This is a genomic window from Paenibacillus terrisolis, from assembly GCF_056171975.1.
Window position 1 is genome coordinate 67,879 of record NZ_JBKFGG010000020.1, and the last position, 17,098, is coordinate 84,976.

Genomic DNA, 17,098 nt, shown 5'->3' on the forward strand with positions numbered 1-17,098 from the left:
AGAATTATATAGACCACAGCACGCGATTTGGTATAATTACCCTACTATTTTTAGCTGCATACATACATAAGAGGGCCGTTTTACAAGCAAGTATCAAACATATGGAGTTGATGATTTTTGGGAAAAAAAGGTTTGGCATTATTGTTCATCTGCGCGCTTCTGCTTCCTTGGCCGGTGGCCGGAGGCTCCAAGGCGGCAGCGGCGGCTAGCTCCATCCAGTGGTATAAAGCCGCGCAATCCTCCGAGTCCAATAACCTCTACGATGTCGTTGTCAACGATAACCGTACATATGTAGCGGTAGGGCAGGAAGGGACCATTCTGACTTCAGCCGAAGGGAGAACATGGCAGTCGACGCTTCCGCAAGGGACGGAGAATTATTATACCGTCGCCACAAACGGTACGGGGTTTGTCGCCGGGGGCAGCAAGGGGGCAATTCGGGTCTCCAAGGACGGCTATACCTGGACAAACGGAAAGCTGAACCGTTCCTACACTTTAAGCGAACTGGTCTCAGTTGATAATCAGAAACGGGAGAATAAAGATTATACGATTAATTGGAAAAGCGCGCTGCCTTCCTCTGCTCTATTCGTTGACAGCGTCATTTGGGACGGCAAGCGGTTCGTGGCGATCGGAGATTGGACGCTGAGCACCGGCACCCGCAAAGCGGGGAGCAAGAGCGAGAAGGCGTCGGCCACTTTGAGTGAGCGGGTCATCATGACCTCTACTGACGGCAGCACCTGGAGCATGCGCCTGGTTGATGCTTCTTTGGGCAAAAAAATTATTTTCGACGGGAAAAAATATATGATCTTGGCCGACCGCGCCTTATACCAGTCGACGGACCTTGTTACCTGGAAAGAGATTGTTCCGGCCGGACTCCGCAAACGAACGGCAGCAGGGCTGGAGGATATTGTCTATGCCAACGGCACCTATACGGCGATCGCTTGGGACGGCAACGTAAGCATGTACACCGGGGTAATCTATACTTCCCAGGATGGCGTGGATTGGACGGAGGTTATCAACAACAAAGAACTGGGATGGGAGGATAATGCGGAATCTCAGGCACAGTACGGCAAATCACCGGGTTTTTCGGGGCTTATAATGAACAGTATCATATGGGATGGAAAGCAGTATTGGATCGCGGGGTATCGCGGGCTGGTGCTGCGCTCCGACGATGGCAAGCAATGGGAGCGATGGTCGGATGCCTATGAATTCTTTCAACCGTTCTCTGGTGAAGATGAAGCCGGCGAGAAGGCGAACATCAACAAAATCCTCTTTGACGGCAAACAATATATTGAAGTCGGCAATCGCGGAACGATTATTGTCTCCGACACGATGAAGAATGCCGAGGTCGTCCGGCAGCGGCTGGGAATGGATGTGGAATACCTGGTCCATGACGGAGGTTCCCGATATATGGCTGCAGGCGATAGCGGAGACATTCTGGAATCCCAGAACGGCTATGACTGGAAGCCCGTAGAAATAAATGAAGCCTATGAGTATTTATGGGAAGGAGCAGCCGCAGGGAAAGGCACGGTTCTGCTGCTTGCCGGAGAGAACATTGGGGCGGTGATCAGCGGAGACAAAGACTATTTTTATTCGCCGAGCCCGGGCGTTTGGGAAAAGAAGGAATTCCCGGTGAAAGTGGAAATCTGTTATGGCATATCCTATCAAGCCGGAAAATTCTATGTCAATACCTATGACGGGTACATGACTTCGACGGATGGACTAAGCTGGAGCAAGCTGGTCCCATATAAGCCGCGGATGGAGAAGATCATCCGAAACGGCAATATGTTCATTGGCATTTCGGCAAATGGGGAAACCCCAGACGGAGCCAAAGAGCATATTTCATGGCAACAGGTGTACACTTCAACGGATGGATTGACCTGGAAGAAGGCGGTCCTTGAGGACGGAAAAGTGAAATACCGTTTCACGGCGGAGGATGTGCTGTGGGACGGAAAACAGTTCATCACCGTCGCCGGTCATGCATACTCAACCAATCTGACCTATGAAAAGAACAAAGGCGTCGTCGCCACTTCCACAAACGGGGTGCAGTGGAAGATGAAGCAGGACCGCAGCGAATACATTCCAAGCATAGCCGCGAACGGCAACCAATATGTGGCGAAAGGCCCGAAGGGGCTTTATGTGTCCGGCGACGGGATTAAATTTACGTTAACCGGAAGCGCAAGCGTAAGCGGCAAGGGAATTATTTCGGTCCTGTGGGACGGGGGAAAATTCATTGCCGGGGGTAACGGCGGGCTGATCCTGGTGTCGAAGAAGCCGCCGGGCGCGGCGCAGCCATGGAAAGAAGAAACCACGCCGTTCGCCATAAAATATGATCCTGAGCATCCGATCGAAGCTGGAAAGACTCCGGAGCAACAGGCTGCCCAGCAGGCTGCTGAGGTGTTCGAGAAGGAAGCCCCTCCGCGAATCGCCGCAGTTGAAGAGATCGGGAAGCAGTTCGGCTACGACACGTCGGATGAAGAAAGAGCCGATGGCTGGTATTGTTCCCTGTCGACCACGGAAAGCATTGAATATGCGACGTACCCGACCGGAGATTTTCGCAATAAGCTGGAGATTCCGGTATATTTCAACGGGATTGATACCAAACAGCTGAAAGCGGCCAGCCAGATTATTGCGCGGCATACCGGAGCCTCGGCGGATGAAGTTAATTCTATGCTGCAGTCGGTTCTGAACGGCAAGCAATCCGTGACGCAAACGGTCACCATCGGCGGCGTCGCCATTAACTATACGCTGAACTCAAAGCCAATAACGACCGATGAAGGTCCGGAACTGATGGGGGATTTGACCATTCAGTATTAAGTAACTGACACCCACTTTGCTTAAACGGCTCAGCTATGCTATTTTCTAATTAAAATGCAGAGGAGGTTGTTTACTTGAATCAGTCTATTCCCGAAAAGCTGTTGAACGATGGTTTGAAAGTCCCCGCCATTGGATTCGGTACTGGCGGTTTTAGAGGTGCAGACGGGGTAAAGGTGATCGCCAGCGCGATCGATGCAGGATATCGTCTGATTGATACGGCATTCAACTATGAGAATGAGGGGGCTGTCGGACAGGCTGTCCGTCAGAGCTCCGTGGCGAGAGAAGAACTGCTCATCTGTTCCAAACTTCCGGGGCGTCGGCATGCTTATCAGGAAGCCATTGTAACGATTGAAGAATCGTTATATAGAGCGGGGCTGGATTATTACGATCTATACCTGATTCATTGGCCTAACCCCAAAATCGATTTATACGTGGAAGCTTGGCAGGCGATGATTGAAGCGAAGAAGCGGGGTTATATCCGTTCCATCGGGGTCTGCAACTTCCTGCCGGAGTATAACGAGCGTTTGGTCCGGGAGACCGGGGTAGCGCCAAGCATGAATCAAGTTGAGCTTCATCCCTATTTTGATCAAGAGCATCAGCGTGCGAAAGATGCCGAACTCGGCATCATTACGGAATCGTGGAGCCCTCTGGGCCGAGGTCACAGCATGCTGAAGGATGAGAAGATTGGCGAAATTGCCGCGGCTCATGGGAAGACCATCACGCAAACGATTTTGCGTTGGCACATCCAGCTTGGAGCGCTTCCGATCCCGAAGGCTACTTCTTTGAAGCACCAGACCGAGAATTTGGATATTTTCGATTTCGAATTGACGGAAGAGGAAATGAAGGCCATCTCGGCGTTCAGCAGCGAGAACGGACGCTTATGGGGACAGGATCCAAGAACGCATGAAGAATTATAATACGCCAGGCGCCGCTGGTTTTGGACAGGGGTTTTACCTGCGCCTCCATATGGAATAAGGCGAAAGACACCTTTAAGGTGTCTTTTTCATTTCCGTAAAGAAGAGGCTGTCTCAAAAGTAAATGGACTCATTTGTGAACCGCTTGCATAACTGAAAAAGGAGTCAATTTTGATTCTATTGCCGCTTTCTTAAGCAAATGACAGGCAAGTGAAAGCGATCCGATCTTGAGGTTTGCTTTCGACAAGCCTCAAGGCAGAAAACACAGGAATCCTCGCTTGCCCTTGATGCACGGAGCACAGGTATGCGGGCGACTGCGAGACCCGCCAAGCGAAGCGCTGGGTCGCGAGCGGCCGCGCCTCGCCGGCGGGCCGGTCAGCTGGCGCGAGCTTGGCTTTAAGGACGAGTTGCTTGTATGCAGCTGGCGTGCACCCCATCTGTTCCGGGATTGACATACTTGACGGCCTGGCCTTGGAATAAACAATAAACGGCAAACGACGATTTTGCGAATAGAGGTACCAAACGGCCTTATTTCACTCCGAAACGGCATTTTCCATAAAATAGCGGTGTAAAATGGTCTTATTTTCGGTAAAACGGCTAAAATCGAGGGGAAAAGGAGCTCTTCTGAAGAAATAAGGCCCCCAAAAGGCGCTATTTTTCGCGAGAAGGGGCCACCAGTGGAGATAGGGCCTTAAAATACCGCTATTTTAAATGGCAGAACTGGCGAGGAGGAACGGTCGCCCGTCTCCCATAAGCTGAAGAACCGAAAGGGGTTGCCCCAAGCTTGTCCCAAGCGTGTGTCCCCAAAATCATCGTAGATGACAGAAGTACACCCTCCTTTTGCCTTTAAATTGAGACGAGAAATATTTCAAGAATGATTTTCGGGTAGAAACCCAGGAATGCATCACATCGTCGACAATAACTTCTTTTAATTCCCAATTCCTGCTAGTACAATAGGCCTGTATGCTTTTTGTTACTTAGCTATTAAAAGAATTACCTTGCAATTTTTGTGCACGGATTGCAAGGCTTTATTTTTCGCCATGTTTTATATTGAGTGTCGAGAGGATGTAGTGGAATGGATTGGGTTTCAAGAATGAATGAGGCGATCAATTATATCGAAGATCATATTACCGAAGAAATCGCTTATTCGGAAATAGCTAAAGCCGCGTGTTACTCGGCATATCATTTTCAGCGTATGTTTTCTTTTATTACCGAGGTTTCATTGTCGGAGTATATTAGACGGCGCCGCCTCACTTTAGCGGCCTTTGAGCTTCAGAATAGCGGTATAAAAGTAATTGATCTCGCACTCAAATATGGCTACGATTCGCCGGAGGCCTTTGCGCGTGCTTTTCAGAATTTGCACGGGACAACTCCAACTGCCGCACGCCAAGCGGGCACGAAACTTAAAGCCTTCCCCCGAATGTCCTTTCAACTCTCGATTATAGGGGTTGTGGAAATGAACTACAGGATTGAAGAAGTTGATCCGTTTACGATCGTAGGAATCAAGAACCGTATCAACACCGAACATGCCTTTGAAATGGTGCCCCCCATATGGCGTGCTGCAAGAGAGAAGGGGGTTTTTGAGCAGCTATGGGAAATTCGGAATGAAGACCATAAGGTCAGAGGGATTTTAGGTGTCTGTGCCAATGGAGAGTTCGGCAAAAATGAAGAATTTGACTACATTCTAGGGATTACTTCTGACCGGTTCCCCCCGGAAGGCATGGTGAAAATGGACTTTCCGAAAGCAACATGGGCGGTTTTTGAGGCGCCTGGATCTCCAAATCAAATTCAGGACATATGGAAACGACTCTACACAGAGTGGGTCCCCGTTTCTTCGTATGATCTTGCTAATCTACCGGCAATTGAATGCTACCTGCCTATAGAGGAAGATAAGAATGAACTATGGGTACCGGTTGTTAAGAGATAAACGAATTTAGCAAATCAAAGAAATCCGGGAACAACAGCGATCGAAAGAAGATTTCTCACGGCTGCCATTATACGCATTCAATCTTTAGTTCAACTTATATAGCTAACGATTGCCTGCCAAATGGTAATTAAGGAAGGTGGAACTATTGAATATTCATACCGTTTTTGGTCAATTTCCTGTAATCCAATCCGAAACCATAGTACTTAAAAAAGTGGCAGAAACCCACCTGGAAGGCGTCTTTGAAATCTATAACAATGACCGGGTATTTGAATACTGCGGAATTATTCCTAAGCATAATAAAGAAACCGTAATGAACATGATTGGACATTTTGAGCGGGATTTCAATAAAAAAACCAGGGTCAAATGGGGAATATTTCTCCAAGCAGAAGAGGAGAAGCTTGTTGGAATCATTGAGGCTGTTGATTTTAATCAGAAAGTTGATATGGTCACAATAGGGTATTTCCTGGCCGAATCCTACTGGGGAAAGGGAATTGCAACTCAAGCCGTAGACCTGCTTCTGCGATATTTATTTGAAGAAGTAAACGTGAATCGAATACAAGCGGAAGTAATGCCCGCAAATCATGCCTCCCAAAAAGTGTTGTTGAAAAATGGCTTCCTCAAAGAGGGTACCTTGCGACAAGCGTCTTTATGGTCTGGCAAGGGAATAGTAGATCTCCAAATTTACAGTATCTTAAGGGCGGAATATCATCCCGAAAATTAATAATTGTTTTTTTCAAAGGCCATCCATTCACACGGGGTGGTCTTTTTATATAACTAGCCGTTACAAACAACGCGGAGAACCGCTCCCAATGTCACGGATTGATAAGCATCGTCGTTATATGTATGAAACGCAAAGCGGATAGAGCGGGCATCACGCTGTGCGCTTTCAAACGATAACCATAACATGCGTGATTGAACTCGAATCATTCATGTCAACTCATTCGCGTCACAAAAAGAATCGCATCGTCGTTATATTTACGGATCGCAATGAACACGGGAGGTGGAGTTAAGCTAGAATATTGTTTTTGAAATCATAAACTTCCATTCGAAAAGTGAGGTAGAGAAGATATGGCACAACGTATAAACTACATGCAGCAATCCCCGGAATTTTTCAAAAAAATGATGGAACTGAGCAATGCCGAAAAGGACAGTTCCATTGAAGAGAAGGTTCTTGATCTCGTTCACATCAGAGCTTCGCAAATGAACGGCTGCGGTTTTTGCCTGGATATGCATGTCAAACAGGCCAAAATCAATGGCGAAAGCGAACTGCGTCTTTACCACATCCCGATTTGGCGCGAATCCACGCTGTTTAGTCCGCGCGAACGGGCTGCGCTGGCATGGACCGAGGTTTTGACCAAGCTGCCGGAGCATGGCGTACCCGATGAAATTTATGACCGCGTTCGCGGGCAATTGTCCGAGAAAGAAATTTCGGATCTCACCTTCTCCATCATGACGATCAATGCCTGGAACCGTATTAATATCGCTCTCAAAAGCGTACCGGGTTCTGCCGACGCCGCATTCGGATTGACGAAAGCCGGCCTGAGCTAAGCGACTGTAAAAGCAGATGAAGCGGGTTTTGTTTTTTGTAGAGAATATGACAATCTTGCCTGTCTAACGGGTTACCCAACGCGTTTCAACGATTGGCTCGTTCAGTCGCAAGGCTGATTTCTGTAAAAGGTCGGCGCTATAAACAGAAGCACAAAGAACCTGCCAAGGGTCTTTGTGTTTCGTTTTTTTATCCCGCATATTTTAACTTGTCCGGATTTCTGACAATATAAATGTTGCGGATTCGATTCTCTTCCACATGAACAATCCCGACGGTATGGATCCCTTCGCCGGATCGAAGAACAAACGCAGGTTGTCCGTTCATCCGAACGACCTCGATCAGAACTCCATCGACCGTCGATGCATAGCGCAATGGGCCAAGCAGGAACTGCGCAACCAATTCTCTTGTAGAGATCGGTTCGGCAACGGCCGAGACTTTGCCTCCGCCATCGGACACAAGCACGACTTCCTGATCCAGAATGGATAAGATCTGGTCGAGGTTGCCTTGTTTAAGGGCGCTCAGGAAGCCTTGGACAAGCTCGGGGGTGGCTGCTTCCGAAAGAACAAGCTGTTCTTCTTCGGGAATCCCCATTTTCGCGCTGGCCCGACTGAATATTTTGCGACAGTTCACTTCGCTCTTCTCCACGAGCTCGGCAATTTCATGATATTCGAAGCCAAGCGCTTCCCGAAGCACGAATACGATGCGTTCCGTCGGCGACAGCCGTTCAAGCAGAACCAGCATCGCATAGGATAGCTGATCGTCAAGGACGACCGCATCCATCGCATCGTCATTCATGCTGTGCAAGGGCTCCGGCAGCCATTCTCCATAATATTGCTCCCGTTTTTTGCGTGCCGATTTGTGCAAATCCCGACAACGGTTCGTCACCATTTTACACAGATAAGCTTTAGGTTCCGTCAGCTTCTCCGGCGGGATATCGGCGACTTTCAGAAAAACATCCTGTACGACATCCTCCGCGTCCGCAACGGATCCGGTCAGCTGATAGGCGAGCTTAAAGAGCAGCCCTTTATACTTCTGATACAGCTCCTTCATATCTTCACGTCCAATCGGTTTCCCGTATATTAAGCCTATTGCCAAATAAGCCTTAGAAATAAAACGAGGTAAGGTGTAATCCCGTGACATTCCTTAATTCCAAATTTTACAAGGGCGCCCCACAGTTGTCCAACATATTCGGGCCTTTTAATGAGCTTTGTTCCTTCGTTCCCCTTAATGATTTGCCCAAAGGGATTGAAGTTATGCAAACCTGAAAAGACACTCTCAGTGTCTTTTTTGTTTGCTACAATAAGGACGCTGAAAAGGTGAACCAATATAGATGGTGAATTGTCTATATGATTGAGGTGAGAACGTGAACGAGGGATATATGCAACCCATCGTCGATATGGATCCGGGTAAGCTGGAAGAGCTTATGAATACGTTTGGACGGGATATTTGGAATTTTGCTTACTCATTGACAAAAAATCGCAGCATGGCGGATGACATTACTCAAGATGTGTTTCTGCAGGCTTATCAGCATTTCACCACGTTCAGGGGAGAAGCTTCCCTAAAAACATGGCTGCTGAAGATTACGCGAAACATCAGCTACAACTACCGGAAGTCGGCGTTTTTTCGCAAAGTGCTGTTGGTGGATGTCGTCATGTCAAAGGGAAATGACGATTCGGCGGAGCAATCCTTTCTGGAGAACGAGGCGGCGAACGAGGTCTGGAGGCAATTATTGAGTTTGCCGGCCAAATACCGGGAGGTTTTGCTGCTGCAAGCCAAATATGAGCTGTCCATAACCGAAATCGCGCAAGTCCTTCAGATTCCCGAGGGAACGGTGAAGTCGAGATTGTTCGCGGCCCGCAAGAAAATGTCCGTCTTATTGAAGGAGGGGTATCACTATGAAACCGTCTGATCCGGCATGGTATGAAGCGCTGCAGGGGAATCCGCTTCGTTCGGAAGGGTTTTCGGATGAGCTGAAAGCAAGCGTCAGAAACCAAGTTCTTGCCTCCGCCGCCCGCAGGAAGAGTTCGGGACTTTTTCGTTTTTCGGTAGCGGGGTTTGGTGTGTTATGCTTGGCGGTCGTCCTTCTGTTCATGACCAACTCTTTGGGATATGTTCAGGAGAAACTCGGCCGCGGCGAGGCGGGTCCGCCTGTCTTGGACAGCTTTTGGCAGGATGCCGTCAGTACAAATAACCCGCATAACGAGATCTTGCTGAAACAAGAAGTTGGGGACGATGTGATGCTGGTGTTTAGCCGTTGGTTATCCGAATATCAAGGATTTCGGAGCATTGTGCTGCAGGTCGACGAATTTGCGAAGGATTCGAATTCGAATCAATGGGAACCAAAGCAGCAGGCCACCTCCAGTTTTGGGGACCCCCACCAGGAAAAATCGGAGGAAAAACTGCTCAGCGGCAGATTTGTGCTGGATGATATCTCTATTTTTGTCGGAGTCACGACGGATTCGGAGGTTCGCGAGGTCCGGGTCGTTGACGATCAGAATCAAACGTACCAAGGGAAATTGCTTAATCACAAAGACGGATATACGTATTGGTTCGTTAATATGCCGTCAAAGAAAGGGAACTACAGGGTCGAGGGACTGGATGAAGATGGCAACATCATATCGAGTAATGTTTATCGATAAGGCCTGGAGGGGCTCAATCGGCAACAAAAGATACTGGCGTAAACTGTCAGTATCTTTTTTCGCTAAGGGGGCCAACTCATGCCTCATATGTGTGATCTTTTTTCATAGGGTCTCTTCAAATATGTAGAGTAGGGTAAAAGAGTAAGAGAGCAGCCCATTCTCGGGTGAGGATGAGGCTGCTTTTTCCGTCCCATCCATCTTCAGCCCGATCAATAGGGCCAGGGAGGGCACGACTAACAAATGGGTATGGGCTCGAATAATATCATGATTAATTGAAGTGGATATGGTATTATATCAATAAAAATCGTAATAAAAGGATGATGGGTAGAATGAGAATCTTGCAACTCTCTTATGATAAAGCGATGGACGTGATCAAGGCTTTGGCAAACGAGCATCGTATGCGAATTATGCAAATGCTGAATGACGGGCCACTTAACGTGAACGAAATCGCAGAAAAACTCGATCTCCCTTTTTCGACCACGGCGGTGAACGTCAAAAAACTGGAGGACGCCGGGTTGATTACGACGGAAATGGTTCCGGGAAGAGGCAGCCAAAAGATCAGTTCCAGCAGGTACGAAAGAATTATCGTGGACTTGTATTCGGAACAGCCGGCTAAAGAAGACAGCGTGAGTATCGAAATGCCGATCGGCGATTACGTGGACTGCGAAGTGGAGCCGACCTGCGGCCTGCTGAGCGCCGAGAAAATCCTGGGACTGCAGGACGATCCGAGAAGCTTCTATGAACCCGAGCGTAAAGCCACCCAATTGTTATGGTTCAGAGCGGGACATGTCGAGTACAGATTCCCGAACCGGATCCCTTATGGGAAGGAATGCAAAGGGCTCGAAATCTCCGCGGAAATCTGTTCGGAAGCTCCTTATTCCAAATTGGACTGGCCGTCGGATATCACCCTTTGGATCAATAACGTGGAAATCGGAACCTGGACTTCTCCCGGCGATTTCGGCAATCAAAGAGGGTTCCTCACCCCGACCTGGTGGGAAACCCACAATACCCAGTACGGGTTGTTAAAGCGGTGGAGAATCAACGATACCGGATCTTATATCGACGGGACCCGAGTATCGGATATAAACATCGAAGAGCTGAAGCTATCGAAAAAGCCTTATATTTCCGTAAAAATCGGAGTAAAGAAAGACGCACTGAATAAAGGCGGCATGAACTTGTTCGGCAAGAAATTCGGCAATTACGAGCAGGATATTATTATGAAAATCCAATACGGAAATACGAATTGATCGAGAAATATATGTACAAAAATAGTTGTTATAAAACAATAAATAATGTTATAATTAGTGCGTCGAAGGGATTTTTTTAAACGCGATTCATGTAAGCGCAATTATTGTTGGTAAGTGAACGACGGGTACGCAAGTCAACAATAAGAAAGATTCGGGGCTTCGCCTTAACGGCGAGGCCTCGCATTTCAAGAGAGAGGAAGATGACCGATGTTTATGGATTCTTCGATGGTCCCACTGCGTTCGGCGCCGGTTGTACAGCGCTATTCCGGTAATCCTGTTCTAGCCCCGCATCAGGTACCCTACGGTCCGGCCATGGTGTTTAATGCCGGCGTGGCCAAATACGAAGGCCGCTATGTGATGGTGTTCCGAAACGATTACGGCGATGCTTCGATCGAGCAGGTGGCGCCGGGCCATACAACCAATTTAGGCCTGGCGTTCAGCCGAGACGGCATTCATTGGGACGTGCAGCCCAAGCCTTGCTGGCAATGGCACGACGAGGAAGTCAGCCGCGTGTATGATCCCAGGTTGACCGTTATAAACGGCAAGGTGTACGTATGCTTCGCCGTGGACACCCGCCACGGCGTGCGCGGAGGTATCGCGTCGACGGAAGACTTCGAGACGTTTAACGTTCTTTCCTTGAGTGCGCCGGATAACCGCAACATGGTGCTGTTCCCCGAAAAGGTGAATGATCACTATGTCCGATTGGAGCGGCCGATGCCCGTCTACTCGCGGGGCGGGCGCGACCGGTTCGATATCTGGCTGTCGTCGTCCCCGGACTTGATCTACTGGGGACAATCCTCCCTGGTAGTCGGCGTTGAGGACGTCGGCTTCGCCAATGACAAGATCGGGCCGGGAGCCCCGCCCATCCGCACGAAGCATGGCTGGCTGACGACTTTCCACACGGTCGACATTGATCCGCAGCGTGGCAAGAATGGCTGGGAAGCAGCCTGGACCAAGCGGTACAGTGCCGGCATCATGTTGCTTGACGCGGACGATCCAAGACGGGTTGTCGGGATGTATCACGAGCCGTTGCTGGCGCCCGAAGCTCCTTACGAGACGTCAGGCGGCTTTCGCAATGATGTTATATTCCCTGGCGGCATGATCTTGGAAGACAATGGCGAAGTCAAAATCTACTACGGAGCCGCCGATACCGTAGAATGCCTGGCTACTGCGCATGTAGACGATTTGGTCCGGCTCTGTCTGGAAGGAAGCAAGCGAAGTAACGGTATTAAAGGATACGAAACCGCATCAGTCACAACATTACATGGTAGCCAATGAAAGGTTGGATCAAGACATGCGTAGAGTAGAATACCCTCGGCCGCAATTCGTCAGAAGCGAGTGGCAGAATCTGAACGGCCCGTGGCAGTTCGCGTTTGACGACGACAACAAGGGCGTCAAGGAAAAATGGTATGAAAATGATCGGCAGTGGGATCGAACGATCGAGGTTCCTTTTGCCTATCAATCCCAATTAAGCGGTATCGGGGATGCTGGTTTTCACGATCATGTATGGTATAAACGGAATTTTTCGGTTCCGAAAGACTGGGCCCATCAACAGATTCTCCTTCATTTCGGAGCGGTGGATTACAGATGCTGGGTTTATGTGAACGGGAAAATGGCCGTCTTCCACGAGGGAGGCCACACTTCATTTTCAGTGGATATTACGGAATTTTTGACGGGAGACCAGGAGGTCGTTGCCGTACATGTCGAAGACCCCTCGACGGATGAAACCATCCCGCGAGGCAAGCAATTCTGGCAAGAAAAGTCGGCAGGGATCTGGTATACAAGAACGACAGGGATATGGCAAACTGTCTGGCTGGAACCCGTTCACACCGATCATATCGGGGGCGTTCGCTTTGTTCCTGATGTCGATCAGGGAAACGTCATGGTAGAGGTCGATTTGGCGGGCGATGCCGTGGGCGGGGAGCTGGAAATGGCCTTCTTTTTCAAAAACGAGTTGATCGCCAAGGACTGCCTGGATGTTCTTGAGCCATATGTGCAGAGAGCGGTTCAGCTCTACAATAAAAAGATATTCAGACAAGGATTCCACGGCGACAGTTGGAACTGGTCCCCGGAACACCCGAATTTGATCGAGGTTCGCTTGACGCTGAAGAAAGCGGGTCAAACGCTGGATCAGGTTGACTCCTACTTCGGCATGAGGAAGGTTCATCAAGAGAACGGCATGATCTATCTCAACAATCGGCCTTATTATCAGAAGCTGGTCCTGGATCAGGGGTATTGGCCCGAAGGATTGTTGACCGCACCGGAGGATAACGATTTTGTTCAGGACATCAATATGGCGAAAGAGATGGGCTTCAACGGCTGCCGCAAGCATCAAAAAGTCGAAGATCCGCGGTTCTTGTATTGGGCCGATCGATTGGGCTTCATCGTCTGGGGCGAATGCGCGGCCGCGACATACTATTCGCATGAGGCCGTGTCCCGGTCCACGAGGGAATGGCTGGAAATCGTCGAACGGGATTTCAATCATCCGTCCATTCTGACTTGGGTTCCGCTCAATGAAAGCTGGGGCGTTCCCAATATTGCTGATAACCGCCAGCAGCAGCAATATTCGCAGGCACTGTACCACTTGATCCATTCGCTCGATCCGACAAGACTGGTCGTTTCCAACGACGGTTGGGAGCATACAGTCACCGATATTTGCGCCCTGCACGATTATTCTCACGGGAATAAGAGCGAACCTGACAAGCAGGAAGCATTCCTCAAGAACAACGCAACGCTGGAAGCGATATTGGGCTTCACATCTGCCGCCAGAAAGCCTTATGCAAACGGGTTCGAATACCGGGGAGAGCCGATTCTACTGACGGAGATTGGCGGGATTTCCTTCCAAAATTTGGACGAGGATAGCTGGGGCTATACGACGGTTCAGGATGGGCAGGAGTTTTTGGAGGAGTATGGAAGACTCATTTCAGCCATATACAAATCGCAGGCCATCTTCGGATTTTGCTACACACAGCTGACGGATGTAGAGCAGGAGACCAACGGTTTATTGACTTACGATCGAAAGTGGAAAATAGAGCCGGAGAAAATCAAGGCCATCAACGACCAATGGCATGATATTATCGTGAGAAATTAGACAGTAATATAGTTAGGCTGCTTAAAAGGCATGAACCCGGTATTGTACTGGACTCATGCCTTTTAGTTGTGATCCCCCGCATCAAATGGTTTCAACACATAACTCGCCGCTTGTCGAGCCGGTCAACTGTATATCAAGCGTTCCATCGGTTACTAAAACCGCCTTAACCGGCACACCGTTCCAGGTCGCCCGGTAATCTCGCCCTGCTTTCATACACACGAGTACGTTATGAGGGCGGTCCACAGCTCCGAAATAACGAAGTTTGGCAGACATGGTCGTATATTCCGCATGGAACGCGGAGTGCTCAATCCAGACGTCATAGCCACAGGTCAGATTGCCCGGGCGGTAATACGCCGCAAACCAATTAAGCACGGGAGCCGAAAGTCCGCCAAAATGATGCCACCCGGCCCCTCGCCCGGATTGCACAATAAAGTGTTCGTAGCAGTTATAGGTGCTTTCCGTCTCCTTCTTCCACAACTCCAGGGCTGTGCTGGCGATTCTGTGTGCAAGACTGCTTTCTCCGGAACCGAGCAACGCCTTCCAGTAAAACCACTGATGAGCCATCCAGACAGCTCCGTTCCAATACCCGTCCTTTTTGTAATATGCTGCGGATTGGTCTACCGTCGTTAAGCCGATTGGCGTCCAAAGCCGTTGACTATCGCCCATATATGAAACCATCCGCTGTTCCTGCTCAAGAGTGCAGATTCCGGCTACCAACGGATACAAGCCATCAAGACCCATATTGTAATTTTGTCCGCTTGGCGAATGGCAAAGTAACCCGGTTGGCAGGCCTGTATCATCATGAAGCACATAACCGAAGTAACCGCTCTTTTCGTCCCATGCATAACGTTGTATGGCGCTGCTCATCGTTGCAATATGATCTTCATACTCCGCTATATCATTCTCCAAACCGCCAATCGCGGTTGCTGCCATTTTTAATATTTTGGCAATACGGATGGCATGACATGTGTTCAAAACAGGCGCTGCCTGCTCCGTCAGCCTACTGCGATGAACTTCAACCTGAGCAGGGTAATCGTCCCAACCTCCGGAATTATAGAAGTAGTCCCAAGTTTTTAACAAGCCCGAAGAAAGTGCAGCTGTCGTAGACCCTCCGGCTTTACCTGCATAGAACAGATAATACTGCCTCAGCTTTGGGTAGAAATAGTTCAATAGTTCTTTCGATTGCGTCTTGTTCCATAGCTCCAAAAACAGATAGTGCTGTACAGGAACCATACTGCCATGATGAATAAATGCCGCATGTGGATCACCAGGCTCTGTTATGTAAGCATTCAAGCATTCAATGGCCCTCTCCTTATCAAGCTCTGCTAACCCGATACCGATAAAACCGGAATCCCACGTATACAGACTGTCCCACCAACGACCAGGTGTATTGTGTCGAATATACGACCTTCTCGTGTAGACCGGGTAGACAACATTCATCGCAAGCGTTGCCTCCATCAGTTGTTGACTGAAGCGGTAACGCTCACCCGACGGATTGTATACAACGGCATTGGCCGGTTTGGCAGAGAAACATGCATCGTCAAATGAGTCTAGTGATGAATTGAATGCATGCAGTAGACGATTCACCTCTTCCTGACTACCGCAGCAGACTAAACCGTGAATGACCTTGCTCGATTGTGGAACAAGCGAAATCGGCCTCATATACACGTTGGTATAATGCCCTTCGCCTTTGCCCTTAAAGACGGATTGTACATGATCATGAACGTTATGGCGCATGGTTCGGTCAAGCTCGTCACAGTAAAACTCTCTGAGTTCATAATCGTTGAACGTCCACGATATTCCGTAATAATGTTCTATTCCTTCGTATTTCAGCAGTAAGGTGTTCGGCAGAGGCCCTGGAAGTATGTGCGGATACGCGTTAAGAGGCTGCTCAGGGAAGCGCACTTGATCTTGAGGCGCTTGATTCATTAGGACGAAACCGTCGAGCTCGGCAAGCTCTCCCTGGGTATCCGACAAGCATTCAAACACGATCTCGTACTCACCGGCCTGCAGTTCGCCTATGTCGATTGCAGCTATTGCGGTTGTTCCGGTACCTGCGAGTTGCAAGCGTCTCGAGGTCGGCCCGCTGAAGCAAAGTTCGAGACGGATTCCTTCCTTCAATCGATAACGCAGCAACAACTCCGCCTGTAACAGCGACTCCTTCAAATGAACTTTGTATGTGGCTCGGTCTCCCCTGTCTCTACCGAACATGAGAGCAGATCCTCCAACAAGACCTTGACCTCTTTGTTCGCCACGATAAAAACCATCGTATACAAGATGATCCGCAGGCCGCGGATTTGCATAATTCAAAGCCACGTAATCGAGAGCGTCTGTCCATACCGCTCCTTGAGGTAATTCAGGCAATGCCTCCCGCAGCAACTCCCCATGTCCACTAATCTGCGGAAAATGGATGGACGCCATGTTGTGAAGCACCACGTTCATCTTGTCGTCAGTTCTATTCGAGAATTCACAGCGAATCACACGAGCATTTTCGGACAAAGTGGTCCTAGCAAACGAAATATCGGCATATACACGATCCTTCCATTCCAATTCATGCCGATGCGTGTACCAGCTTAAATCCGGCGCCGCTTCCCATGGGTGGTATCCAGATTCCCACATGACATTCGGGACGTCTACTTTTCTTCTGTAAAATCCCGGGATCACACTTAGGTCAAACCTCCACCCCCGATTGGGATCCGCGATATGAGATATTCCGATATATTGTTTCCCGTAGGGTCCCCACAGAGGCAACCCCTTCAAGTCGTGTATACCAGATAGATGCTCCATCCCTAATATCTCCCCTCAAGGCCATTTCGGTAGCTACTGTGTAAGAAAATACCTATGGACTTTTTTAATTAACAGCGTTTTCATAAAAGCCGGGGCAAACACCCCCGACAGAATGTATGACCTAAGATAGCAC

General features: G+C 49.1%; 12 protein-coding genes. 10 read left to right on the forward strand and 2 right to left on the reverse strand.

The window, feature by feature from the left end:
* Window positions 1-117 precede the first annotated feature (117 nt).
* The 5 genes from ACI48K_RS16705 (at window position 118) to ACI48K_RS16725 (ending at window position 7,203) form a co-directional block, all read left to right on the forward strand.
* Window positions 118-2,814 (forward strand): beta propeller repeat protein, encoded by a 2,697-nt coding sequence (locus ACI48K_RS16705; protein ID WP_475028749.1) that lies wholly within the window; start codon window positions 118-120, stop codon window positions 2,812-2,814.
* 74 nt (window positions 2,815-2,888) lie between these two features.
* On the forward strand, window positions 2,889-3,731 hold the full coding sequence (locus ACI48K_RS16710; protein ID WP_475028750.1) for an aldo/keto reductase: 843 nt from the start codon (window positions 2,889-2,891) through the stop codon (window positions 3,729-3,731).
* Between the two features lie 1,072 nt (window positions 3,732-4,803).
* Window positions 4,804-5,655, forward strand: coding sequence for an AraC family transcriptional regulator (locus ACI48K_RS16715; protein WP_475028751.1), 852 nt, complete (start codon window positions 4,804-4,806; stop codon window positions 5,653-5,655).
* Between the two features lie 145 nt (window positions 5,656-5,800).
* Window positions 5,801-6,376, forward strand: coding sequence for a GNAT family N-acetyltransferase (locus tag ACI48K_RS16720; protein WP_475028752.1), 576 nt, complete (start codon window positions 5,801-5,803; stop codon window positions 6,374-6,376).
* A gap of 347 nt (window positions 6,377-6,723) precedes the next feature.
* Window positions 6,724-7,203 carry a carboxymuconolactone decarboxylase family protein gene (locus ACI48K_RS16725; RefSeq protein WP_475028753.1) on the forward strand — a complete coding sequence of 160 codons (480 nt, stop codon included), beginning with the start codon at window positions 6,724-6,726 and terminating at the stop codon, window positions 7,201-7,203.
* Between the two features lie 187 nt (window positions 7,204-7,390).
* Here the strand turns inward: ACI48K_RS16725 and sigJ are convergent, their stop codons facing one another.
* Window positions 7,391-8,251: an RNA polymerase sigma factor SigJ gene (sigJ, locus tag ACI48K_RS16730; RefSeq protein ID WP_475028754.1), complete on the reverse strand. Its 861-nt coding sequence runs from the start codon at window positions 8,249-8,251 to the stop codon at window positions 7,391-7,393.
* 328 nt (window positions 8,252-8,579) lie between these two features.
* Here sigJ and ACI48K_RS16735 point away from each other — a divergent pair, with 328 nt between their 5' ends.
* The 5 genes from ACI48K_RS16735 (at window position 8,580) to ACI48K_RS16755 (ending at window position 14,178) form a co-directional block, all read left to right on the forward strand.
* A complete protein-coding gene (locus tag ACI48K_RS16735; RefSeq protein WP_475028755.1) occupies window positions 8,580-9,110 on the forward strand; it encodes an RNA polymerase sigma factor in 531 nt (176 codons plus the stop codon).
* Window positions 9,097-9,840, forward strand: a complete 744-nt coding sequence (locus tag ACI48K_RS16740) for a hypothetical protein (protein WP_475028756.1) — start codon at window positions 9,097-9,099, stop codon at window positions 9,838-9,840. The genes ACI48K_RS16735 and ACI48K_RS16740 overlap by 14 nt, the downstream gene beginning before the upstream one ends.
* A 329-nt stretch (window positions 9,841-10,169) precedes the next feature.
* Window positions 10,170-11,087, forward strand: a complete 918-nt coding sequence (locus ACI48K_RS16745) for an ArsR/SmtB family transcription factor (protein ID WP_475028757.1) — start codon at window positions 10,170-10,172, stop codon at window positions 11,085-11,087.
* 213 nt (window positions 11,088-11,300) lie between these two features.
* Window positions 11,301-12,365 carry a glycoside hydrolase family 130 protein gene (locus ACI48K_RS16750; RefSeq protein WP_475028816.1) on the forward strand — a complete coding sequence of 355 codons (1,065 nt, stop codon included), beginning with the start codon at window positions 11,301-11,303 and terminating at the stop codon, window positions 12,363-12,365.
* Between the two features lie 16 nt (window positions 12,366-12,381).
* Window positions 12,382-14,178 (forward strand): glycoside hydrolase family 2 protein, encoded by a 1,797-nt coding sequence (locus ACI48K_RS16755; RefSeq protein WP_475028758.1) that lies wholly within the window; start codon window positions 12,382-12,384, stop codon window positions 14,176-14,178.
* An 81-nt stretch (window positions 14,179-14,259) separates the two neighbouring features.
* Here ACI48K_RS16755 and ACI48K_RS16760 read toward each other — a convergent pair whose 3' ends face one another.
* Window positions 14,260-16,842, reverse strand: a complete 2,583-nt coding sequence (locus ACI48K_RS16760; protein WP_475028759.1) for an MGH1-like glycoside hydrolase domain-containing protein — start codon at window positions 16,840-16,842, stop codon at window positions 14,260-14,262.
* Window positions 16,843-17,098 lie beyond the last annotated feature (256 nt).

Excerpts from the sequence above, each read along its gene's own strand:
- ACI48K_RS16715 (WP_475028751.1), top strand. The coding sequence starts at position 4,804 with ATGGATTGGGTTTCAAGAATGAATGAGGCGATCAATTATATCGAAGAT.
- ACI48K_RS16725 (WP_475028753.1), top strand. The coding sequence starts at position 6,724 with ATGGCACAACGTATAAACTACATGCAGCAATCCCCGGAATTTTTCAAA.
- sigJ (WP_475028754.1), bottom strand. The coding sequence starts at position 8,251 with ATGAAGGAGCTGTATCAGAAGTATAAAGGGCTGCTCTTTAAGCTCGCC.
- ACI48K_RS16735 (WP_475028755.1), top strand. The coding sequence starts at position 8,580 with ATGCAACCCATCGTCGATATGGATCCGGGTAAGCTGGAAGAGCTTATG.
- ACI48K_RS16740 (WP_475028756.1), top strand. The coding sequence starts at position 9,097 with ATGAAACCGTCTGATCCGGCATGGTATGAAGCGCTGCAGGGGAATCCG.
- ACI48K_RS16745 (WP_475028757.1), top strand. The coding sequence starts at position 10,170 with ATGAGAATCTTGCAACTCTCTTATGATAAAGCGATGGACGTGATCAAG.
- ACI48K_RS16750 (WP_475028816.1), top strand. The coding sequence starts at position 11,301 with ATGGATTCTTCGATGGTCCCACTGCGTTCGGCGCCGGTTGTACAGCGC.
- ACI48K_RS16755 (WP_475028758.1), top strand. The coding sequence starts at position 12,382 with ATGCGTAGAGTAGAATACCCTCGGCCGCAATTCGTCAGAAGCGAGTGG.